This is a genomic window from Flavobacterium sp. (genome assembly GCF_025352425.1).
Classification (GTDB): domain Bacteria; phylum Bacteroidota; class Bacteroidia; order Flavobacteriales; family Flavobacteriaceae; genus Flavobacterium.
This window is the reverse complement of sequence record NZ_JANXTI010000052.1, coordinates 1-22,760: the sequence shown is the minus strand read 5'-3', so window position 1 is coordinate 22,760 and position 22,760 is coordinate 1. Positions and strand designations below refer to the sequence as shown.

Annotated in this window: 19 protein-coding genes; 10 read left to right on the top strand and 9 right to left on the bottom strand. The window is 35.8% G+C overall.

The window, feature by feature from the left end; all coding sequences use genetic code 11:
• Nucleotides 1-597 precede the first annotated feature (597 nt).
• From lipA to Q0Q99_RS07125, 3 genes are read left to right on the top strand one after another with little or no spacing between them, the layout of a single operon-like run.
• Complete coding sequence (lipA, locus tag Q0Q99_RS07135) at nt 598-1,467, top strand: lipoyl synthase (protein ID WP_293893550.1); 870 nt, start codon at nt 598-600, stop codon at nt 1,465-1,467.
• 24 nt (nt 1,468-1,491) lie between these two features.
• Nucleotides 1,492-2,481 carry a type I glyceraldehyde-3-phosphate dehydrogenase gene (gap, locus tag Q0Q99_RS07130; protein WP_293893548.1) on the top strand — a complete coding sequence of 330 codons (990 nt, stop codon included), beginning with the start codon at nt 1,492-1,494 and terminating at the stop codon, nt 2,479-2,481.
• Nucleotides 2,482-2,522: 41 nt separating this feature from the next.
• Nucleotides 2,523-4,691, top strand: coding sequence for an ATP-binding protein (locus Q0Q99_RS07125; protein ID WP_293893546.1), 2,169 nt, complete (start codon nt 2,523-2,525; stop codon nt 4,689-4,691).
• On the opposite strand, the gene Q0Q99_RS07120 is transcribed toward Q0Q99_RS07125, so the two are convergent.
• Both Q0Q99_RS07120 and lpxK read right to left on the bottom strand, forming a co-directional pair.
• Nucleotides 4,688-5,503, bottom strand: a complete 816-nt coding sequence (locus Q0Q99_RS07120; protein ID WP_293893544.1) for a purine-nucleoside phosphorylase — start codon at nt 5,501-5,503, stop codon at nt 4,688-4,690. The two genes, Q0Q99_RS07125 and Q0Q99_RS07120, sit on opposite strands and share 4 nt — an antisense overlap.
• Nucleotides 5,475-6,494, bottom strand: coding sequence for a tetraacyldisaccharide 4'-kinase (gene lpxK, locus Q0Q99_RS07115; RefSeq protein ID WP_293893541.1), 1,020 nt, complete (start codon nt 6,492-6,494; stop codon nt 5,475-5,477). The genes Q0Q99_RS07120 and lpxK overlap by 29 nt, the downstream gene beginning before the upstream one ends.
• A 58-nt stretch (nt 6,495-6,552) precedes the next feature.
• Between lpxK and Q0Q99_RS07110 the strand changes: the two genes are divergently transcribed.
• From Q0Q99_RS07110 to Q0Q99_RS07080, 7 genes are all read left to right on the top strand, one after another.
• Entirely contained in the window at nt 6,553-7,122 is a 570-nt protein-coding gene (locus Q0Q99_RS07110; protein WP_293893538.1) for a hypothetical protein, read from the top strand.
• 1 nt (nt 7,123) lies between these two features.
• Nucleotides 7,124-8,218, top strand: coding sequence for a Nif3-like dinuclear metal center hexameric protein (locus Q0Q99_RS07105; RefSeq protein WP_293893535.1), 1,095 nt, complete (start codon nt 7,124-7,126; stop codon nt 8,216-8,218).
• 3 nt (nt 8,219-8,221) lie between these two features.
• On the top strand, nt 8,222-9,001 hold the full coding sequence (locus Q0Q99_RS07100; RefSeq protein ID WP_293893532.1) for a C4-type zinc ribbon domain-containing protein: 780 nt from the start codon (nt 8,222-8,224) through the stop codon (nt 8,999-9,001).
• Nucleotides 9,002-9,033: 32 nt separating this feature from the next.
• A complete protein-coding gene (locus tag Q0Q99_RS07095; protein WP_293893529.1) occupies nt 9,034-9,870 on the top strand; it encodes an alpha/beta fold hydrolase in 837 nt (278 codons plus the stop codon).
• 245 nt (nt 9,871-10,115) lie between these two features.
• Nucleotides 10,116-12,731 carry a cyanophycin synthetase gene (gene cphA / locus Q0Q99_RS07090; RefSeq protein WP_293893526.1) on the top strand — a complete coding sequence of 872 codons (2,616 nt, stop codon included), beginning with the start codon at nt 10,116-10,118 and terminating at the stop codon, nt 12,729-12,731.
• 135 nt (nt 12,732-12,866) lie between these two features.
• The gene (locus Q0Q99_RS07085) at nt 12,867-14,324 is read left to right on the top strand and encodes a hypothetical protein (RefSeq protein ID WP_293893523.1); all 1,458 of its coding nucleotides are present in this window, start codon (nt 12,867-12,869) and stop codon (nt 14,322-14,324) included.
• A gap of 34 nt (nt 14,325-14,358) precedes the next feature.
• Nucleotides 14,359-14,817 carry a DUF1569 domain-containing protein gene (locus Q0Q99_RS07080; RefSeq protein ID WP_293893521.1) on the top strand — a complete coding sequence of 153 codons (459 nt, stop codon included), beginning with the start codon at nt 14,359-14,361 and terminating at the stop codon, nt 14,815-14,817.
• Here Q0Q99_RS07080 and Q0Q99_RS07075 read toward each other — a convergent pair.
• The 7 genes from Q0Q99_RS07075 to Q0Q99_RS07045 form a co-directional block, all read right to left on the bottom strand.
• Nucleotides 14,814-16,073: an asparagine synthetase B gene (locus Q0Q99_RS07075; RefSeq protein ID WP_293893518.1), complete on the bottom strand. Its 1,260-nt coding sequence runs from the start codon at nt 16,071-16,073 to the stop codon at nt 14,814-14,816. The two genes, Q0Q99_RS07080 and Q0Q99_RS07075, sit on opposite strands and share 4 nt — an antisense overlap.
• A gap of 152 nt (nt 16,074-16,225) precedes the next feature.
• The gene (gene dnaB, locus Q0Q99_RS07070) at nt 16,226-17,773 is read right to left on the bottom strand and encodes a replicative DNA helicase (protein ID WP_293893515.1); all 1,548 of its coding nucleotides are present in this window, start codon (nt 17,771-17,773) and stop codon (nt 16,226-16,228) included.
• Nucleotides 17,774-17,912: 139 nt separating this feature from the next.
• Entirely contained in the window at nt 17,913-18,866 is a 954-nt protein-coding gene (locus Q0Q99_RS07065; RefSeq protein WP_293893512.1) for an acetyl-CoA carboxylase carboxyltransferase subunit alpha, read from the bottom strand.
• A gap of 87 nt (nt 18,867-18,953) precedes the next feature.
• Nucleotides 18,954-19,835 carry a DMT family transporter gene (locus Q0Q99_RS07060; RefSeq protein WP_293893509.1) on the bottom strand — a complete coding sequence of 294 codons (882 nt, stop codon included), beginning with the start codon at nt 19,833-19,835 and terminating at the stop codon, nt 18,954-18,956.
• A complete protein-coding gene (locus Q0Q99_RS07055; RefSeq protein WP_293893506.1) occupies nt 19,822-20,907 on the bottom strand; it encodes an LptF/LptG family permease in 1,086 nt (361 codons plus the stop codon). Before Q0Q99_RS07055 ends, Q0Q99_RS07060 begins: the two co-directional genes overlap by 14 nt.
• A gap of 3 nt (nt 20,908-20,910) precedes the next feature.
• A complete protein-coding gene (gene tgt, locus Q0Q99_RS07050; protein WP_293893503.1) occupies nt 20,911-22,041 on the bottom strand; it encodes a tRNA guanosine(34) transglycosylase Tgt in 1,131 nt (376 codons plus the stop codon).
• A 124-nt stretch (nt 22,042-22,165) separates the two neighbouring features.
• Entirely contained in the window at nt 22,166-22,561 is a 396-nt protein-coding gene (locus tag Q0Q99_RS07045) for a response regulator (protein ID WP_293893500.1), read from the bottom strand.
• Between the last annotated feature and the right edge of the window lie 199 nt (nt 22,562-22,760).

The window sequence follows — 22,760 nt, the reverse complement described above, 5'->3', positions numbered from 1 at the left end:
TGAATTTTTTACTTAAAACGCCAGCTGGTAACAGCCGTTTCTGGCAATTGCGAATTTTGTGGTAAGTTCACGTTTGCGTTTCGCAAGAAATATTATCTTACTGGAAAATAATTCGTTCCGAAGTTCGCAACTGTCGCAAAGCCGCGGCACGTTACTAGAAATTCCGCTTTTTCTCAGAACTTTCACTTTTAAATTCAAGTCTTCTTCCTTATTTCTCGGTAAATAAAACACAGAAATTTAAACGCTATTCGAAAAAAATGTTGCGGAATATTACTTGGAATTGTAACGTAGAAATTATTGTGTAGAATTTGATACGCAGAAAGTATTGCGCATAAATTGTTGCATATAATTTTTTGCGTGGAATTTTTTATTAAATAATGTTGCTGAAAAGAACGTGTGGAAAGTAGAAACTGGAAAAGTATTACGTGAAATGTTGCGTAAAAATCAAACTTGGCACAACTTCTAGTAACAGCCGTTTCTCGCAATTATGAATCGCGAACAGGGAAAAAGAGCGAATTCCAAACAATAAAAAATCCAAACCATCTTATCGCCATTCTAACATTTACCTTTGTATCTTTGTATCGCAAAAAATAAAGAATGGAATCAGTTATTGATACTAATTTACATATAGGTAAGCCAAAATGGCTTAAGGTAAAACTACCTATCGGTCAAAAATACTCCGAACTACGGGGTCTAGTTGATAAATACAATCTCAACACCATCTGCGCTTCCGGCAGTTGCCCAAATATGGGTGAATGCTGGGGCGAAGGCACCGCAACCTTTATGATTCTGGGGAATATTTGTACGCGTTCCTGTGGTTTTTGCGGTGTAAAAACCGGTCGCCCGGAAACAGTAGATTGGGATGAACCCGAAAAAGTTGCGCGTTCCATAAAAATTATGAAAATAAAGCACGCGGTAATTACGAGTGTTGACCGTGACGATTTAAAAGATATGGGTTCTATCATTTGGTTGGAAACCGTTCAGGCAATCCGTAGAATGAATCCTGACACAACTATGGAAACACTTATCCCTGATTTTCAAGGCGTTGAACGAATAATCGACAGAATAGTAGAAGCCAATCCTGAAGTAGTTTCACACAATGTTGAAACCGTTCGCCGTTTAACGCGTGAAGTCCGTATTCAGGCAAAATATGACCGGAGTTTGGCGGTTTTAAAATATCTGAAAGACCAGGGAATACGCCGAACCAAATCGGGTATCATGCTTGGTCTTGGAGAAACCGAAGAAGAAGTAATACAAACTATGAAGGATCTGAGTGAACAAAATGTCGACATCGTTACCATTGGCCAATACCTTCAACCCAGTAAAAAGCATTTGCCTGTTAAAGAATTCATTACTCCGGAACAATTCGCTAAATATGAAAAACTAGGTAAGGAAATGGGATTCCGTCATGTAGAAAGTGGTCCGTTAGTGCGTTCTTCTTATCACGCAGAAAAACATATTCTTTAGAATTAACAATTACGAAGTACGAATTTGAAAACAAAAATTGCCATCAACGGTTTTGGACGCATTGGAAGAAGTCTTTTTCGATTGCTGCTCAATCATCCTTCGATTGAAGTTATCGCCATCAATGACATTGCTGATAACAAAACTATGTCGCATTTGGTAAAATATGACAGTATCCATGGCGTTTTACCATTAAATGTTTCCTATAACGATACGTCGATAATCGTAGATAGAAAATCTTATTTATTTTTCCATGAAAAGGAAATTTCAAACCTTAAATGGAATAACATTGATTTCGTAATAGAATGCACAGGAAAATACAACACTTTCGAAGATATCAATAAACATATTCTGGCTGGAGCCACAAAAGTAATTCTCTCTGCTCCTTCTGAAGTTGCTGAAATTAAAACCGTAGTTCTTGGTGTCAACGAAAACATATTAGACGGAACTGAAAAGATAGTTTCTAACGCCAGTTGCACAACCAATAATGCAGCTCCAATGATTAAAATCATCAACGACCTTTGCGGCATTGAGCAAGCGTATATCACTACCGTACATTCCTATACAACTGATCAAAGCTTACACGACCAGCCCCATAAAGATTTGCGTCGGGCGCGAGGAGCAAGCCAAAGTATTGTTCCAACAACAACCGGCGCCGCAAAAGCGCTAACTAAAATCTTTCCCGAAATGGAAGGAAAAATTGGCGGTAGTGGAATTCGCGTTCCTGTTCCTGATGGTTCTTTGACCGATATAACCTGTTATGTGAAAAAAGAAGTTACCATTGCGGAAATCAATGCTGCGTTTAAAAAAGCGTCCCTATCTTCACTTAAAGGAATCTTAGATTATACAGAAGATCCGATAGTTTCAGTAGATATTATCGGCAATCAAAACTCTTGTCTTTTTGATTCCCAATTAACTTCTGTCATCGGTAAAATGGTTAAGGTTGTAGGTTGGTATGATAACGAAATTGGTTATTCTTCCCGAATAATTGATTTAATACTGTTGTTAAAAAAATAATTTCCTTATTTTTAACAGCATAATTTATCTGGCCTCACAAAATGAAATGGATTTGGATTTTCATATTTATTCCAGTTGTCTTTTTTGGACAAAAACCATCAATTAATAAAATTGACAGCACTGCTTATTACATCCAGTTGGCCAACTTCAATAAAAAAACAAACAACTATAAATCTGCTCTTGCTTTCTCCCAGAAAGCCTATAATTATGCTAAACTTCACAATAATATAAAAGGAAAAGCTGACGCATTATTCTTTCTTGGAACAACGTATTTTGAGTTAAAAAAAATGAATGATGCGTTAGAGTCCTTTTTGAATAGTGCTAATATCTACAATTTACTTCTACCATCAACCGACTATGCTTTTTGCTATTATAACATTGGGCTTTGCTACATGAATTTGGAAGAATTTGATAAAGCCGAAGACAATTTTGATAAAGCAGAATCTATCTATAATCTATTAAAAATTGACGCTTCGCCTTTTATGAATTTGCAAAAAGGGATTTTATATAAAAACAACGGAAAAACGGAATTAGCTTCTAAGTTGTTTAACGAAATCATTTCAAAAGACGATACAAAAGATGTTTTCAAAACCAAAGCTGAAGCGCTTTACCAACTCGGAACAATTGAACAAAAATTAAATCATAACAACTTAAGTGTAAACTATCTCAATAGAGCATTGCAGTTAAGCTCAGATGATAAAAACTTAGATCAAAAAGCAAAGATACTTTTGGATTTAAGCAAATCTTATGAAAAATTACTTGACTTAAAAAAGTCGTATACGTATTTAAAAGCACACTTAGCTTTAAAAGACAGCCTTTCCCATTTATACAACAAAAAATTAAATATTAGTGACTATGTGAGTTTTAAGGAAAGCGAGCGAATGAAAGCCATTAATCAAATGGCGAAAGAAAATGAAACGCAACAGAAAACCAACAAATTTGCCAAGCTTATCAGCATTTTAGCAATTGCCCTGATTACTATCCTGTCACTTTTGAGTTTGTCGTTATATAAAAATAACATCATCCGAAAACAATCTAACAATACGCTAAAAGAGAAAAATTTCGAATTACAAATTGCAAAAGACAATGCGGAAAAAGCCTCAAAAGCCAGAGCAGAATTTTTATCAACCGTAAGCCACGAACTCAGAACGCCACTTAACGCCATCAATGGAATTACCCATTTATTGATTGAAGATAATCCTAAGGAGAATCAAATACACTACTTAAATTCTTTGAAATTTTCGGGAAATTACCTCTTGACATTCATCAATGAAATCCTGGAAATTAACCGAATCGACTCGAATAATATAGAAATTGAATATATCGATTTTAATATCAAACAATTGTTGTTGGATATTAAAAATGCGATGCATGAAATTGCATCCAAAAACGAGAATAAATTTATTTTGGAAATAGACCCCAACGTTCCGGAAATTCTGCTTGGCGACCCTACCAAATTGTCACAAATATTTATCAATTTAATTAATAATGCGCTGAAGTTTACCATAAATGGCGAAGTAAAAGTTACAGTCAAAGTAGTCGAAACCGGTGATGATTACTCCAGAATAAATTTTGCGATAAGCGACACGGGCATTGGTATTCCTGAGGATAAACAGGAAACTATTTTTGAAAGTTTCTCGCAAGGTTCTATTGAAATTAACAGAAAATACGGCGGAACAGGTTTAGGTCTGACCATTGTTAAAAAAGTGGTTGATTTATTAGGTGGCGAAGTGAATTTAATCAGCAAAGTTGGTGTTGGAACTACTTTTGATTTCGAATTAAATCTACTGCACGGAACTAAAGAAATTGTAGTGAAAAAAGAAAAATCCTATTCGGACTCGGTATTGATAGGCAAAAACATCTTGGTGGTGGAAGATAACAAAATCAACCAAATGGTGACCAAAAAAATGCTCGAGAAAAAAGAAATTGTATGTCAAATTATTGACAATGGCGAAGACGCGGTTAAATTGCTTAGCAAGGAAAATGATTTCGATTTAGTCTTGATGGATGTTCATTTACCAGGAATAAACGGAACCATTGCTACGGAGCGAATTCGGAAATTTGACACAAAAAAACCCATCATTGCCTTGACGGCGATTTCTTTGAACGAAAATAGGGAAATGCTTATGTCATTTGGCATGACCGATGTAATCACTAAACCTTTTGACCCAGAAAATTTCTATGAAATTATTGCTGCGAATTTGAGTTAAAACTGCAGAATCAATTCTTTAATTAATTTTCTAACATGAGGTTCTGCTTTTGCTGCAGCTTTTAAAACTTCGTCATGGCTAACATCTTCCATGCTTGTTTCCTCATCTCCCATATCGGTAATTACAGATAATCCAAAACATTCTATTCCCATATGGCGTGCGACAATAACTTCAGGAACTGTGGACATTCCAACGCAGTCGGCACCAAGAATTTTTACCATTTTATATTCTGCAAAAGTTTCAAATGTTGGGCCTTGCAGACCAAGGTAAACGCCATCATAAACCGTGATATTATTTTCAACAGCTATTTCCTTTGCTTTTTTAATCATAGCTTTATTGTAAGCTTCGTTCATATTCAAGAACCGTGGTCCAAAACGTTCGTCATTTTTTCCATGTAACGGATGTTCGGGGAAAAAATTAATATGATCCTTGATTACTACCACTGAGCCTACTTCATAATCAGAATTCACACCGCCTGAAGCATTAGAAACAACCAATTTAGTAATACCAAGATATTTCATAACGCGAACAGGGAAGGTGACTTGCTTCATATCATAGCCTTCATAGAAGTGAAAACGTCCTTGCATGGCAACAACTTTTTTGGTTCCGATAGTTCCAAAAACCAACGCTCCTTTATGTCCTTGAACAGTTGATACAGGGAAATTTGGAATTTCGTTGTATGGTAATGTAAATTCAATAGTGATATCATCGGTAAAACTTCCTAATCCTGAACCTAAAATAACACCATATTCCGGCGTGAAGTTGGTTTTATTCTTTATATAATTAACGGTTTCCTGTACAAGTTCCCACATAGTTTAAAATGATTTGGTCAAAAGTTTCCGAATTGCTCACGAACTTACTTTTGATTGGTAAATAATATAATTGCGTTTCTGAAATTTTAGCTTTCAAACGTACAAAATCTTTTTCAGTTGTGACGATGATTTTGTCTTTACCCTGTTTTTTTAAAGATAAAATTTCGATTTCGCTAAAATGATGATGGTCCGGAAATGTTATAATTTCATCAGTATCAGCTTTTAAAAAATCGAAAAAATACTTTGGTTTGGCAATTCCGGCTACTAATATTTTTTTCATTGTCTTTACTTCGCCTACTGCGATGCTTTTTGTCTCATTATAAACTTTATCATCATAATCAATACTGCTAAAAAAAACAGGCAGGTCAAAACCCAGTTTCTTTTTGATATTTTGCTGCTCAAGCTCAGAAATTTTCAGCGGACATTTGGTAACTATAATTAGGTCCGCCCTTTCCGCTCCATTTCTGCTTTCGCGAAGGTTTCCTGTTGGCAACATAAAATCATCACAAAACAAATCGCCGTAAGTCGTTAAAAGGATATAAAAACCAGCTTTTACTTTGCGATGTTGGAAAGCATCGTCCAACAGAATGATTTCGGGAATCGTTTCTTGTTTCAATAATTGTTCAATCCCATTTCGTCTGTCAGTATCAACCGCAACTTGGATGTTTGAAAATTTTTTAAAATACTGAAAAGGTTCATCCCCAAGAATTTCTGCATTTGAAGAAGCATCTGCCAAAACAAAACCTTCCGATTTTCGTTTGTAACCCCGACTTAAGGTTGCTACTTTATATTTTGGTGAAAGCAGCCTGATTAAATACTCAATCTGTGGTGTTTTTCCGGTGCCACCAACGGTCAGATTTCCCACAGCAATAACGGGAATATCAAACGAATACGATTTTAAAATACCTTTATCATAAAGATAATTTCTTAAAGAAGTGATAAAACCATAGAATATGGCAAAAGGAAAGAGTAATTTTCGCAACAAAATCATCCTACGAAAGTAACGATTTTTTATATTTGAATGAAATTATTTGATTTAGACAATGCAAATGAAACCCCAATTACTAAAAATCTTATTCGTTTTGCTGCTGATTTCTCCTGTTGCTTTTTCGCAGGAAGCGGATAACTCGGCTATATTGAAGATAATTTTTTCCAAATATTATAAAGACGAAAAAGTAATCGCAAAAGGAAGACTTCAGTTGCTGAGTTTTTATTGCAAAAAAGCACCAAACAACGAGGAAGTTCTGGAAGTTATTTCAAAAAGTGATTTCCTTAAGAAGAATGCTGCGGAAATCAAAAGCCAAATCATCATTACTGTCGACGAAGACTGGTCTACCGCTTATAATCTCTTATTTGACAATCAAAATCAATATTTGAAAAGCAAAGTCAATGCGTGTTTGTCTTTTGAAGAATATAAAATTGTCTCGGACCGCTATGGTGAAAACAACCAACGTTTAATGATTATCAGCAAACCAATATATTTTGGAGATGGAAATAATGCTTTAGTAAAAGTTGCGTTCTACCGAAGTATTGAACACAACAGTGGTAGTTTTATGCTGCTTGAAAAAGTAAATGGCATTTGGACAATTAAGGAATATTTAAACCAATGGGCAACATAAAATGAAGATAAAAGAAATACTCTTAATCCTTGAAGAAATGGCGCCTTTGGCGTATGCCGAAGATTTTGACAACGTTGGTTTACTTGTTGGAAATCAGGAAAATGTCGCAACCGGAATTTTAGTTTGCCATGATGCTTTAGAAAGCGTGATTGACGAAGCGATTTCCAAGAAATGCAACCTGGTCGTGTGCTTCCATCCTATTATCTTCTTAGGTTTAAAGAAGATTACGGGGAAGGATTATGTTGAACGTTCTGTACTTAAAGCTATTAAAAATGATATCGCTATTTATGCCGTTCATACTGCTTTGGACAATCACAAAGATGGAGTCAATAAAATCTTCTCTGATGCATTAGGTTTGATTAACACTACCATTTTAGTTCCAAAACAAAACTTTATTCAAAAACTTGTAACGTATACGGTTCCTGAAAATGCGGAACAAATTCGTCTCGCTTTAGGCAAAGCTGGCGCCGGAACCATTGGAAATTACGCCAACTGCAGTTTCAATTCGGAAGGTTTCAGCACTTATCAAGGCAATGAACACAGCAATCCAACTATTGGAAACAAAGGTGAATTAACCCAAACAAATGAAGTCAAAATTGAGGTTGTTTTTGAAAAACACCTGCAATCCAAAATCCTAAAAGCATTGTTTACCAATCATGTTTACGAAGAAGTGGCTTATGAGATTTACGATTTACAAAATTCCCATCAGAATATTGGCCTCGGAATGATTGGCGAACTTGAAAAACCAATGTCTGAAGTTCAGTTTTTGGCATTCGTAAAAGACAAAATGCAATGTGGCGGAATTCGACATAGTGCTCTTCTTGGAAAACCTATTAAAAAGGTTGCTGTGCTTGGCGGTTCGGGAAGTTTTGCGATTAAAAACGCTATTCAGGCGAATGCAGATGTTTTCCTGACTGCCGATTTGAAGTATCATAACTTTTATGAAGGTGAAAATCAATTGGTTTTGGCAGATATTGGACACTTTGAAAGTGAAAGATTTACAAAAAATTATATTGTTGAATTTCTTAAGAAAAAAAACCTTAATTTTGCAATCATTTTTTCGGAAGAAAATACAAATCCAGTTAAGTACTTATAAAATATGGCGGCTACAAAAGAATTAAATGTTGAAGACAAATTAAGAGCTATTTATGACCTTCAAATCATAGATACAAGAATTGATGAAATCAGGAATGTAAGAGGCGAATTGCCTTTGGAAGTGGAAGATTTAGAAGATGAAGTTACTGGCTTAAGTACACGTTTAGATAAGTTAAAAAGTGATTTGGTTACTATTGAAGAGCAAATCAAAACTAAAAAAAATGCAATTGATGATCATCAAGTAGCCATAAAAAAATATACGGTTCAACAAAAAGATGTTCGTAATAATAGAGAATTCAATTCATTGACTAAAGAAGTAGAATTCCAGGAATTGGAAATTCAATTGGCCGAAAAACAAATAAAAGAATTAAAAGCTACTATCGAACATAAGAAAGAAGTGATTTCAAATTCTAAAGAAAAATTAGATCAGAAATCTACGCATCTAAAACATAAAAAAGCAGAATTGAGCGATATTATGGCTGAAACTCAAAAAGAAGAAGCCTTCCTAATCGAAAAATCAGCGGAATATGAAGGACAAATCGAAGAAAGACTTTTGGCCGCTTACAAAAGAATCCGTTCTAGCGTTCGTAATGGTTTAGCAGTAGTATCCATTGAACGTGGCGCTTCTGCTGGTTCATTCTTTACAATTCCACCGCAAACACAAGTGGAAATTGCCGCCAGAAAAAAAATCATCACTGATGAGCATTCCGGAAGAATCTTAGTTGATGCTTCCTTAGCAGAAGAAGAAAGAGAGAAAATGCAAAAATTATTTGCTCACCTATAATACCCTAATCCCGATGTTTTCGGGATTTTTTTATGAAGAAAATTCAATTATTTATTATCACAAAATCTATTGGATTATACCTCAACATCTTGAGCTATTTCAATCTGGAATCGGCCAAAAATAAAGCCTACCACCTTTTCAGTCAGCCCAGAAAAGGCAGAATCCAAAAAGAAAAATTGCCAAAAACCTTACAGAACGCAACCTATGAAACTTTTGAATACGAAAACGAAAAATTCCAGACCTATATCTGGCATGGAAATCAAGAGGTAATACTATTGGTTCATGGTTGGGAGAGCAACGCATCCAGATGGAAAAAATTATTGAACCATTTGAAACCTTTGGGAAGAACCATCATCGCCATTGATGCGCCCGCTCATGGGTTGAGTGCCGGCAAAGAGTTTAACGCACCCAAATATGCCGAATATATTAATGTACTAACTCAAAAATACCAACCCCAAACTGTAATCGCCCATTCTGTAGGCGGTGCAGCCATTACTTACTATCTGAACAAGTACAAAAATTCCAATTTAGAAAAAGTGGTCTTACTTGGTGCTCCCTCAGATTTTAAGATTTTAAGCGACAATTTTGTAAAACTTCTAGGTTTAAACGACAAAATAAAATCCGGGCTAGAGGATTATTATTTTCAAAAATTTAACATTCATATCAATGATTTTTCGGGCCATAAATTTGCCGAAAACTTTACACAGAAAGCATTCATTGCACATGATATTGAAGATAAAGTCGTACTTATTGATGAAGGTCGCAAATATGCCAACACTTGGAAAAACGCCATCTATATAGAAACGAAAGGTTTAGGACACAGCATGCATGACGCCGAGTTATATCAAAAAATAATTGATTTTATTTAGGAGCGGGTGTTTCTGGCTTTCTTGGTTTCCGTGTTCCCGCTGTCCGTTCTACTTCGTGCCACTTCCATCGGGGCTAGAATGAAATTGTCGTGTGTTTCAGTCACCCTAAAAATCTGAAAATCAATACAACTTAAAAGACAGTTTTACTTTTTTACCATTTCTGTAAAAAAAATACATTTCAACAATAAAAATTTCCTATTTTTAACAAAATCATTACTAATTACTTTTACTAATTATTCCTAATCATGAAAATAGATAAGATTCAGGCACTTCGCGGTCCTAATATTTGGAGTGTCCAACGTAAAAAATTAATCCAAATGCGTCTCGATTTGGAAGAAATGGAACAATTTCCAACCAATAAAATTGATGGTTTTCGTGAAAGGATAGAAGCTATGTTCCCCACTATGATTGAGCACCGCTGCTCTGAAGGTGTTCGCGGCGGATTCTTTTCGCGCATTGAACGCGGAACCTGGATGGGACATGTGATTGAACATATTGCTTTAGAAATTCAAACGTTAGCCGGAATGGAAACAGGTTTCGGAAGAACCCGAGAAACCAAAACACCCGGAATATATAATGTAGTTTTTAGTTATACCGAAGAAAATGTTGGAATGTTTGCTGCCGAAAGTTCCGTAGCAATAGCCGAAGCTCTAATTGCCGGAACACCATATGACCTTGAAGCTGATATTCAGAAAATGCGTGAAATCAGAGAGCGTGTGCGTCTTGGTCCATCAACGGGTAGTATTGTTGAAGATGCCGTATCTAGAGATATCCCCTGGATTAGATTAGGCACAAACTCATTGGTACAATTGGGTTATGGTATCAATCAAATGCGCTTTCAAGCTACAATTACTTGCAAAACCAGCAGCATTGCTGTGGATATTGCGTGCAACAAAGAGCAAACCAAGAAAATGCTCGATGCGGCATCGATTCCCGTTGCCAATGGCGGAATTTGTGTTGATGAAGAAGATTTAGATGAAATAATTAAAAAAATTGGCTATCCAATTGTATTAAAACCATTGGATGGAAATCACGGCAAAGGCGCTTCTATCAATGTAAAAACAAGAGAAGGTGCAGTAGAAGGATTGGCTTACGCCAAGAAATATAGCCATCGCATTATCGTCGAAAAATTTATCACAGGTTATGATTTTAGGGTTTTAATCATTGATAATAAATTAGTGGCTGCAGCCAAACGTGAACCTGCGCACGTGAAAGGCGATGGGAAACATAACATCCAACAATTAATTGAGGAAACCAATAAAGATCCACGTCGCGGTTATGGACATGAAAATGTTTTAACCCAAATTGATGTTGATAGAGATACAACCGATTTATTAGAAAAATTAAATTATATCTTAGAAACCGTTCCTAAAAAAGACGAAGTTGTTTATCTCAAATCAACTGCGAATTTGAGCACTGGCGGAACTTCTATTGATGTAACTGATATGATGCATCCTGAAAATATTTTCCTTTGCGAAAGAATTTCGCGTGTCATTGGATTAGACATTTGCGGTGTTGATATAATGGCGGAAAACCTAACCCAACCCTTGAAAGAAAATGGAGGCTGCATTCTGGAAGTAAATGCTGCGCCAGGCTTTAGAATGCACCTTGCACCATCGGAAGGTTTGCCGAGAAACGTTGCAGCACCGGTCATTGACATGCTTTATCCTCCGGGAAAACCAAGTCGTATTCCAATTATTGCGGTTACCGGCACCAATGGGAAGACAACAACTACCCGACTTTTAGCCCATATTGTAAAAAATAATGGATTCAAGGTCGGCTTCACAACTTCTGATGGAATCTATGTCCAAAACCACATGATGGAAAAAGGCGATACAACCGGACCCGTTTCTGCCGAATATATTTTGAAAGATCCAACAGTAGAGTTTGCTGTATTAGAGACTGCCCGTGGCGGAATTCTTCGTTCCGGTCTTGGTTTTAGCCGTTGTGATATTGCCATTATTACCAACATTCAGGAAGATCATTTGGGACTAAGTGACATTCATACTTTAGATGATTTGGCTCGTGTAAAAAGTACGGTTGTAAAAAGTGTTAAGAAAGATGGTTGGGCAATTTTAAATGCCGAAGACGAACAATGTCTGAAGATTGCCAATGAATTAAGTTGCAATATCGCTTATTTTAGTATGGATGAAAACAATCCAAAAGTAAAGCAGTTTTCAAAAGAAGGTAAGATTGTTGCGGTTTATGAAAATGGATTTATTACCATCAAGAAAGGCGAATGGAAAATGAGAGTCGAAAGAGCGACTCATGTTCCGTTAACCATGGGCGGAAAGGCCAAATTTATGATTGCCAATGTTTTGGCTGCGACCTTAGCTGCTTATTTACAAGGTTTCAAAACAGAAGATATCAGCCTTTCATTGCAGACATTTATTCCAAGTGCGGCACAAACTCCGGGTCGAATGAACATCTTTGAGTTCAAAAGATTCAAGGTTTTAATAGATTTCGCTCACAATGCATCAGGATATAGAGGTGTCGAAGAATATTTAGGTTCTGTTGAAGCCACCAAAAAAATCGGAATTATTGCCGGAGTTGGCGACCGTCGTGACGAAGATATTAAAGAATGCGCTACTATTGCGGCAAGAATGTTTGACCATATCATCATCCGTCAAGAGAAATATTTGCGTGGCAGAACCGAGGAAGAAATAATTGGTTTGATTTTGGAAGGAATAGCTGATAGCGGCAAAAATGTTACGCATGAAATTATTCCTAAAGAAGTTGAAGCAATCAGACACGCCATCAACAATGCACAAGAAGGTACTTTTATTACGGCTTTGAGCGATGTTGTTACGAATGCAATCAATATTGTTCAGGAGTATTTAGATAAAGAAAGTGAAGAATAAATAACAACACAAAATCCCAAACCTATAAGTTTGGGATTTTTGTTTAATTAATAACCGTAAAATAAATCAAAAACATCTGTTAATCATAAAAGTAAAAATGGATTACCTTACATTTGTTATTCAAAAAATGAAAAAATGAAAAAAATAATTTTTCTTATTTGCACATTACTAATAACCTGCTTGACCTTTGGTCAAAAAATCCAGATTAAAAAAGACAAAATTCTTTATGACAAAGTAGAAATAGCTATCATCAACGAACCGTACCGTAATCATTACGATTTCTCAACACTAAGTGGCGAAAAGAAATTTTCTGTTGATTTCAAAGGATTGTCTGTAAATGACACGCAGTTTTATCAATGGCTCGAAGTAACTAATGCTGACGGGAAAATCAAAACCGAAATTCCGCATGATGTGCTGATAACTGCTTTTGACGTAAAACGTATTATTGCCCACAATTTAACGGTAAAATATAATTTACTTGATGCTTCCGGCATAAACGATAAAGCCTTAGCGACTTTCTTTGAAACACAAAGGGAAAGCCTTAGTGATAAATATGGCAAAACCGTTGCATCAGCCAAAATTGAAGGCGACGCGCAAAAGAAAAAAGTACAACAAATAAAATCTCAGTACAATCCACAAATCCAAAATGACAAAAGTATTACGTTTACCAACGCAGGAAAATTGGTGATTGTCGGTCGTATGGTTACTGAACCATACATAGTTGGCGGCGGTGCACGCGATTATGTACACATTTATGATATTGATGGCAATAAAGCAGCCTCTTTAGGTTTTGTCAGTATGATGGCGAATTATAAAGTAACAACATTTGATGGCAAAAACTATGAGTATGCCACTAAAAGCATGTATTCTGAAGGAAACTCAACTTTCCTGTACGAATTCTTATGTGACTTAATATCTCATGGCTACACTCTCGGACACCAAATTCGTGATGAAAATGCCAAACTACTTGCGGCTAAAATAGCTTTGGCAAAAGAAAGAAGTGTCAACATTTATAACAAAAAAGGATATTTGATTGATGAAGAAGGCAAACGTTATGATGGTGTTATCAGCATTTATTTTCAAATGTTAGACCTCAATGAAACGGGGCAGGTATTACCGGAAGATGCCGCAGATAATTTTGGAAAAAGAGTCAGTATCAAATATAAAAACGAAAAAAATCAGGAACGCACTAAAAGCTTCAAAGCGAGTAGCAAAGCCTATTTCTGTATCACTGAAAACAACAAGGAAACTTTTTATTATGGATTGCCAGTTAAAGGAGAAGCCATGAAAAAAATGCAAAACATTGGTAATTTTGCTTTTGATAATGCCTTTTTCTTCCAAATGATTCACAAAGAAGATAAAATCATGGTATTACACGATCCTGTAGAAATTGAAAAATACATTATTAAAATTACAACCGAAGCCAAAGGACAAATGTTAGACCGCAGAAGCAGTGAAAATTTAAGTGTACAATTGGCCGATTATTTAAAAGCATGCAAAAGCCTGTCGGAAGATATTAAAAAAAATGAATTTGATTTAAAAATTGAAGACAACCTTATTAAGATTGCACAAGAATATCAAAACTGTAAATAATGACCGAAGGAATGGAGAGTTAGAAGATTTGCTTATGAAAAAACTCCAATTAATTTTAGACAAACTCGAAAATCAAATTCCAAATTACGAAAAAACCAATTTGGCTGTTTCTCAATCAACTATCGGATGGAAAATTGACCATAGTTTAATTGTTATTAATGCTGTAGTAGAAGAACTGAAAAACTCTAATCCTGCAAATTACAAATGGAAATTTAATAAAACGCGACTCTTAATCCAAATCGTAAATACAATTCCGAGAGGTAGAGTAAAAGTTCCAAAAGCAGTTAAACCTGTTGATGTTGCAACGTTTGAAGAATTAAAAACCAAACTCGAACTTGCCAGAAAGAACATTATCAACATGGGAAAGCTTCCTACTAAAAGTTACTTTACACATCCATTTTTTGGAGAATTGAAATTGAAAAGTGCGATTTGGTTTTTGAAATTGCACACCAAACATCATCTTAAAATTATTGAGGATATTATGAAGGCCTAAGTTTTCTGCGGTTTCTTTCTCGCAGCCGGAAATAAAACGTTATTCAATATCAATCGGAAGCCCGGAGAGTTTGGATGCAGGTCTAAAACAGTTGCTTCATCTCCTACTCTATGTTGGTAATCCTCGGGATCGTGTCCGCCATAAAACGTAAAGAACCCTTTTCCTTTTTGTCCGTGTATGTAGCGAGCCTCGCCATTCAATTCATTTTTTCCTAAAATCAACACATTCGATTTTATCAACTCACTATCAAAAGAAGTGGTTTGTCCCATAAAACCTTTGACCAACTGAGTATGGTTTTGACACAACATACTTGGAATAACATCCCATTTTGCTGAGAATTCCATCAAGGTGAAATAGTCTTTCTCAAAGGGAATACGGCGTTTTTCAGTCATATCAATATCTGAAAATTCATAGTGCTCAGGCTTTCTATCCAGAATAAAATTTTTGAAAGCAAAGGTTTTGTTGTAATCAATTTTCGATTGATAATTAGGTTCGCTATCGTCGCCGTCAAACATTGGTTCACAAATGTCTACACCATCTGCCGCTAAAGCTATATCAAAACTATCAGTTGCAGAACACATGGCAAACATAAATCCTCCACCAATTACAAAATCGCGAATTTTTTTGGCAACAGCCAATTTATCCTGAGATACTTTGGCAAAACCTAATTTGGCAGCCAACGCTTCGGCATCTTTCTTTTGTTCGATATACCAAGGCGCATTTCGATACGCACCATAAAACTTCCCATATTGGCCTGTAAAATCCTCGTGGTGCAAGTGTAGCCAATCGTATAAAAGCAATTGGTCACTTAAAACTTCTTCATCGTAAACCACTTTAAACGGAATTTCAGCATAGGTTAAAACCATTGTTACAGCATCATCCCAAGGTTGTTTTCCGGGTGGCGAATACACAGCAATTTTGGGTGCTTTTTCAAGTACAACCGCTTCCATATTCTGTGACGGACTGGAAATATCTGCCAGGATAGATTGTTCTTCCGCGTCTGATAAAATTTCAAAACTCACGCCCCGAATTTGACATTCCTTTCTGATTTCCGAAACATCGGGCAACAAAAATGAACCGCCTCGATAATTCAAAAGCCAACTGGCTTTATATTGTTTGTCTAATGCCCAATAGGTAATTCCGTATGCTTTAAGGTGATTTTTTTGTGTAGTTTCATCCATCGGCAGCAATATAAAATTTGCCTTTGCGGAAAAGGAAATCAGTACCAGAAAAATATAGATTGTTTTTTTGAACATTTTAGTAAAATAATACCCAAAGATAACAGATTAAGTGTGAAGAAAAACATAAAAAAATAGCTGAAGTATTCAAAAATATCTCAGCTATTTTACCGAATGTCCACTGGACATTCTCCTCTTAATATCAAATCGAGATTAATCGGGATTGTATTTTAGAAAGGAACGTCGCTATCGTCGTCATTGGAATTGATATTACTTCCAAAAGCCTCATTCGGTGATGGTAAATTTTTCGTTTGAAACGGATTATCATCGTGATTCATTTTTGAAGGTAAATCGTCAAATGAACTTCCGTATTCTTCAAGGTTATCAAACTTACCGAGGTTTCCTATGAATTTCAAACGAATATTTTCAAGAGAACCGTTTCTGTGTTTTGCAATGATAAATTCCGCCTGACCCGTAGTTGGAGTTTGCTCTTCATCGTCCCATTCATCAATTTTGTAATATTCCGGACGATAAATGAACGAAACAATATCGGCATCCTGCTCAATCGCACCCGATTCACGTAAGTCGGAAAGCAATGGGCGTTTGCTTGAACCGCGGGTTTCAACCGCACGCGATAACTGAGACAATGCAATTACAGGAACTTCCAATTCTTTTGCTAATGCTTTTAGGTTTCTCGAAATGGTAGAGATTTCCTGCTCGCGATTGCCCATTCCTTTTCCGTTGCTTCCACCGGCAGTCATCAACTGAAGGTAATCAACAATTATAAGCTTGATTCCGTGTTGCGAAGACAAACGACGCGCTTTGGCTCTCAAATCGAAGATGGAAAGCGAAGGTGAATCATCAATATATAACGGCGCTTTTTCTAAGTCTTTCACTTTCGTGGAAAGTTGCTCCCATTCATGTTTCTCCAATTTTCCAGTTCTCAATTTTTCGGAAGACAAACCGGTTTCGGAAGAAATTAAACGCGTAATTAACTGGACAGAAGACATTTCAAGGGAAAAAAGCGCCACAGGCTGACCAAAATCTACAGCAATATTTCTCGCCATAGAAAGCACAAATGCGGTCTTACCCATACCCGGACGGGCTGCAATAATAATCAAATCGGAAGGCTGCCAGCCAGAAGTTATTTTGTCCAACTTTTCAAAACCGGAAGGAATTCCGCTTAAGCCTTCTTTGTTGGCAATTTCCTCGATTCGTTTTTTGGCCTGGATTACCAAACTTTGAGCCGTTTCCGAACTTCGCTTGATGTTACCCTGTGTTACTTCATATAATTTTGATTCCGCTTTGTCCAATAAGTCAAAAACATCTGTAGTTTCATCATAAGATTCTTCGATGATTTCGGATGAGATTTTTATTAAGCTTCGCTGGATGTATTTCTGTAAAATAATTCTGGAGTGAAACTCAATATGTGCAGAAGAAGAAATCTTTTGCGTCAGCTGAATTAGGTAAAAATCACCACCGGCTAAATCTAATTTGGCGTTCTTTTTCAGCTGAGCAGAAACTGTTAATAAGTCAATGGGCTGAGAATCTGTGAATAACTGAAAAATAGCTTCAAAAATATGCTTGTGCGCTTCTTTGTAAAAGGCATCCGGCTGCAAAATATCGATAACCTCATCAACCCCTTTTTTATCAATCATCATAGCGCCTAATACGGCTTCCTCTAAGTCGAGAACCTGCGGTGGCAACTTGCCTTTTTCTAAATTTATTATGGTAGTTTTATCTACTTTAATTGGGTTTATATTTCTGAAGTTTTCCATGAAGCGAATGTAACTATTTTGATGTATTTTTAAGGATAGAGTTATCCGATAAAGGTGTTTATAAGTTTCTTGTTTTTGTTAATAACCAAAAAAAAATCCGAAACCATTGGGCTTCGGATTTAAATATTTTTGTAAGAAATTATTCTTTATATTCGCCCATCTTGCTGTATTTGTCCATCCTTTGAGAAACTAGTTCTTCTGTTGATAAATCTTTCAGTTCGTTAAAAGCTTTGATAATATATTGCTCCACGGTTTTGAAAGCGGTTACCTTATCGTAATGGGCTCCACCAAGCGGTTCCGGAATAATATCATCAACTAATTTCAATTTTTTCATATCTGTAGAAGTCAGTTTCAAAGCATCAGCTGCCTGCTCTTTATATTCCCAACTTTTCCATAAAATCGAAGAACAGGATTCGGGAGAAATAACAGAATACCAGGTGTTTTCCATCATTAAAACCCGATCTCCAACACCTATTCCAAGTGCACCACCGGATGCGCCTTCTCCTATGATAACACATATAATTGGCACTTTCAGACGAACCATTTCAAAAATATTTCTGGCGATAGCTTCTCCTTGCCCTCTTTCCTCTGCTTCTAATCCTGGATAGGCTCCGGGAGTATCAATCAAGGTCACTACAGGAATGTTAAACTTTTCAGCCATCTTCATCAAACGTAATGCTTTACGATATCCTTCAGGATTTGCCATTCCGAAATTACGCAACTGACGCATTTTAGTATTAATTCCTTTTTGTTGTCCGATAAGCATGAACGATTGTCCATCTATTTGACCTAAACCGCCAATCATTGCTTTATCATCCTTAAAATTCCTGTCTCCAAAAAGTTCCAAAAACGTACCTTTTGTCAGGTTGGTAATATGTTCTAAAGTATAGGGTCGGTTTGGGTGACGGGATAATTGTACACGCTGCCACGCAGTTAGGTTTTTGTAAATTTGTCTTTTGGTTTCCTCTAATTTTTTTTCAATCTGTTTGCATGTATTGGTGACGTCCACATTTGATTCCGCACCAATTATTTGACATTTATCGAGTTGTTCTTCTAATTCTTTAATCGGAAGTTCAAAATCTAAATATTCCATAAGTTACTATTTTTGTATAATCGAATAGCAAATATAAAATTTAAGTTGTGATAAAATCCCCTTTTTACATATAATTTGTAAACAACTTTAGCTCAATTTTTTACGTGATTTTATTATACCATTCAGAATAACTGTCAGTAAAATAAGGAATGCGCCGATGTAAAATTCAAAGCTCATTCTTTCTTTTTCCTTAAACACTAATACTGCCAAAATGATTCCGTAGATGGGTTCTAAATTAATGGTAAGCATCACCGTATAAGGGCTTAAAAACTTCATTATTGAAGTGGAAGCAATAAACGCGTATGCCGTGCATATTGAACTCAAAATCATTAAGTACATGAAATCCTGTGAGGAAAGCATAAAGAAACTGGCAGAAAAACTATTAGTGAATAATAATAGAAAAGAAAAAAACACTACGCCTCCACTGAGCTCGTAAAAAGAGATAACTACTGCATCGTGTTGTTTTACAAACTTGCTGTTGATAACGGCAAACAGCGCGGAAAGAAAAGCAGAGGTTAAGGCAGTAAGCATTCCCAATAAATAGTTTCCTTCTACCTTAAAAATTATATAAAGTCCAAAGACAACAAGCAAACCAAAGAAAACTTCGTAGTAGACAATTTTTTTTCCGTACAAAATGGGTTCCAGCAGTGAAGCGAAAAAAGCTCCTGTTGAAAGACAAGCTAAGGTTATCGAAACGTTTGAAATTTTGATTGCATGAAAAAAGGTAAACCAATGCAGAGCAATGATGAGTCCGGCAGAAATGAATTGCAGGAAAGTTTTGTTCGAAATTCTTAAAGGCAACTTTTTGAAGTATATATAAATAGCAATAAATCCAACAGCAAAGAGCATTCGGAACCATACTAACGGCAAAGCATCAAGTGAAATAAGGGCGCCCAACACGGCTGTAAATCCCCAAATAAATACTATTACATGGAGATGCAAATAACTTTTCAGGTTATCGCTTGGCATTTCGCAAAAGAAAAATGGCTAAGATTCCAAAAACAATATTTGGTGTCCAAACTGCCAGTAATGATGGCACTGAAGATTTTTCGGCCAGGACTCCAAAAATTTTATCCAGAAAGACAAAAGAAAATGCGAGAAGAATCCCCATAGCTAAATTAGTTCCCATTCCACCTCGGCGTTTCATAGACGACACTGAAACCGCTATAATAGTTAATATGAAAGCCGAAACAGGAATGCTGTATTTTTTATAAAGCACTACTAAATAAATATTGATATTAGACGAACCACGCGCTTTTTCTTTGTCAATAAATTTATTAAGTTCATTTAAAGGCAAGGTTTCGGCAATGTAAACTACTGGCGTTAAATCTTCTAAATCAAATTTAAAAACAGTGTCTTTGACTTCGCCCGACTCGATAATATCACCAAATTTTCCAACTTTTCTTTTGCTGTAATTGTATAATGTATACGTTTTTTCTTTTTGATTCCATTTAATTCTCCCTGCTACTAACTTATATTTTAACTTATCACCTTCAAATTTTTCCATAGAAAAATTAAACGCCATTTTTGAAACTTCATTAAAATTACTGACAAAAATATATTCATCCTTACTAATTTGGCGAAACACATCAGTATCATCACGCATTCCTGCTACACCCGAATTATTAAGGTAAGTGAATCTAAAACTATTGAAACCGGCACTTGCATTTGGCACTAAATATATTGTCATCACCAAAGTAAAAACCGATACAATGGTTGCCCCAATAATATAAGGCCTCAGAAATCTTGAAAACGAAATTCCGGAACTAAGTATTGCAATAATTTCGGTATTATTCGCAAGTTTCGAAGTAAACCAAATGACCGAAAGAAATAAAAATATAGGAAATAAAAGATTGGCAAAATAAATAGTAAAATCCAAATAATACTTTGCAATAGCTGAGAAAGCAACGTGATTTTCAATCATTTTATTGACCTTTTCCGAAACATCAATCACTATCCCAATAGGGATGAACATAAACAACATTACGACGAATGTTCCTAGGTAGCGTTTGAGAATATATCGGTCAATTATTTTTAGCATAGACTATAATCTTTGGCTCATATTTTTTACCATCATGTCTTTCCATGTTCTGAAATCTCCCGCTAAGATATGTTTTCTTGCTTCACGAACCAACCACATATAGAACCCTAAATTGTGAATGGTGGCAATTTGTTTACCCAAGTATTCATTCGCAGCAAAAAGATGGCGCAAATAGGCTTTCGTATATTCGGTGTCCACAAACGTATAACCCATTTCATCCAGCGGTGAAAAATCGGCTTCCCATTTTTTATTTTTGATATTGATTGTTCCGTTGGCGGTGAATAACATTCCGTTACGAGCATTCCGTGTGGGCATCACGCAGTCAAACATATCAATTCCTAAGGCAATGTTTTCCAGAATATTTATAGGAGTTCCAACGCCCATCAGATAACGTGGCTTGTCTTCCGGGAGAATATCACAAACCACTTCGGTCATGGCATACATTTCTTCGGCTGGTTCGCCTACAGAAAGTCCTCCGATAGCATTTCCTTGTTGTCCCGCATTGGCAATATATTCTGCTGATTGTTGACGCAAATCTTTATAAGTACTTCCCTGAACTATAGGGAAGAAAGTTTGGTCATATCCATATTTTGTGGGCACTTTTTCTAAGTGATTAATGCATCTGTCCAGCCACCGGTGAGTCATTTTCATGGATTTTTGCGCATAACGATAATCACACGGATAAGGTGTGCATTCATCAAAAGCCATAATGATATCGGCACCAATTATTCGCTGAATTTCCATTACATTCTCAGGAGTAAAAACATGGTACGAACCATCAATATGTGATTTAAATTTTACGCCTTCTTCCTTAATTTTCCGATTAGCCGAAAGCGAATACACTTGATAACCGCCGGAATCGGTGAGGATATTTCTATCCCAATTCATAAATTTGTGTAAACCGCCAGCTTGTTCTAAAATAGCGGTTTGTGGACGCAAGTATAAATGATAGGTATTTCCAAGTATAATATCAGGATTGATTTCTTCTTTTAGTTCGCGCTGATGTACCCCTTTTACCGAAGCGACAGTACCGACAGGCATAAATATTGGAGTTTCAATAACGCCGTGATCTGTAGTGATACTTCCGGCGCGGGCTTTTGAATTGGGGTCTTTTAGTAATAAATCAAATTTCATTTAGTTCTTTTAATCAGTCGGCAAAGATAAAAGAATTATGAGTTACGGATTATGAGTTAAGAATATATTTAACATAAAGATTTGACTTAGAGATTTCAGTGATTTAAATTAAATTTTGGAGAAATTATACCTTAGCAACTTCTAATTCTTTTAACACATCACTGATGTTCTGCTTGAATTCTTGAAAATTGTGCTTTTTCACAAGACATTTGACTCCCAATTGTGCACAATATTGAAGTAGTTTTTTTGGGTAAGCCCCTGAGACCATTACAACAGGTATATCTTTTAAATCATCTGATTTCTTGATTATTTCTAAGATTTCTTCTCCATTAAGGACGGGCATATGAATATCTAAGAAAATAAAATCCGGCTTGTCCTCTTTAATCTCTAGGGTTAATAGCATTTTTTTACCATTGGAAAACACCTTTACATTATGCCCCAATTCTTCTACAATTTCTTTGAATAAGCCTAAATCGTCGAAATCGTCGTCTAGATAATAAATGGTTTTAACCTTTTTCATGGAAGTATATTTTCAGATAGCAAGTTAAACCTAAAATTACAATATAACTTACAATATATTAACCCGTTGGGTGTAATTATTTGAAGTAAAATAAATTGATTAGATATTAGTCAAGATACTGAAATTCAGTATCTTGATGTCGCCAAACAAACCAATATCTATGTCAAATATAGTAAAAAATTATTTTAGAGTTTTAGAA

Bases quoted from the DNA above. Each gene is read 5' to 3' on its own strand.
- Q0Q99_RS07100 (WP_293893532.1), top strand. From the start codon at position 8,222: ATGGCGGCTACAAAAGAATTAAATGTTGAAGACAAATTAAGAGCTATT.
- Q0Q99_RS07095 (WP_293893529.1), top strand. From the start codon at position 9,034: ATGAAGAAAATTCAATTATTTATTATCACAAAATCTATTGGATTATAC.
- Q0Q99_RS07110 (WP_293893538.1), top strand. From the start codon at position 6,553: ATGAAACCCCAATTACTAAAAATCTTATTCGTTTTGCTGCTGATTTCT.
- Q0Q99_RS07080 (WP_293893521.1), top strand. From the start codon at position 14,359: ATGAAAAAACTCCAATTAATTTTAGACAAACTCGAAAATCAAATTCCA.
- dnaB (WP_293893515.1), bottom strand. From the start codon at position 17,773: ATGGAAAACTTCAGAAATATAAACCCAATTAAAGTAGATAAAACTACC.
- tgt (WP_293893503.1), bottom strand. From the start codon at position 22,041: ATGAAATTTGATTTATTACTAAAAGACCCCAATTCAAAAGCCCGCGCC.
- cphA (WP_293893526.1), top strand. From the start codon at position 10,116: ATGAAAATAGATAAGATTCAGGCACTTCGCGGTCCTAATATTTGGAGT.
- Q0Q99_RS07075 (WP_293893518.1), bottom strand. From the start codon at position 16,073: ATGTTCAAAAAAACAATCTATATTTTTCTGGTACTGATTTCCTTTTCC.
- Q0Q99_RS07060 (WP_293893509.1), bottom strand. From the start codon at position 19,835: ATGCCAAGCGATAACCTGAAAAGTTATTTGCATCTCCATGTAATAGTA.
- lipA (WP_293893550.1), top strand. From the start codon at position 598: ATGGAATCAGTTATTGATACTAATTTACATATAGGTAAGCCAAAATGG.
- Q0Q99_RS07055 (WP_293893506.1), bottom strand. From the start codon at position 20,907: ATGCTAAAAATAATTGACCGATATATTCTCAAACGCTACCTAGGAACA.
- Q0Q99_RS07105 (WP_293893535.1), top strand. From the start codon at position 7,124: ATGAAGATAAAAGAAATACTCTTAATCCTTGAAGAAATGGCGCCTTTG.
- Q0Q99_RS07045 (WP_293893500.1), bottom strand. From the start codon at position 22,561: ATGAAAAAGGTTAAAACCATTTATTATCTAGACGACGATTTCGACGAT.
- Q0Q99_RS07065 (WP_293893512.1), bottom strand. From the start codon at position 18,866: ATGGAATATTTAGATTTTGAACTTCCGATTAAAGAATTAGAAGAACAA.
- Q0Q99_RS07085 (WP_293893523.1), top strand. From the start codon at position 12,867: ATGAAAAAAATAATTTTTCTTATTTGCACATTACTAATAACCTGCTTG.
- lpxK (WP_293893541.1), bottom strand. From the start codon at position 6,494: ATGATTTTGTTGCGAAAATTACTCTTTCCTTTTGCCATATTCTATGGT.
- Q0Q99_RS07125 (WP_293893546.1), top strand. From the start codon at position 2,523: ATGAAATGGATTTGGATTTTCATATTTATTCCAGTTGTCTTTTTTGGA.
- Q0Q99_RS07120 (WP_293893544.1), bottom strand. From the start codon at position 5,503: ATGTGGGAACTTGTACAGGAAACCGTTAATTATATAAAGAATAAAACC.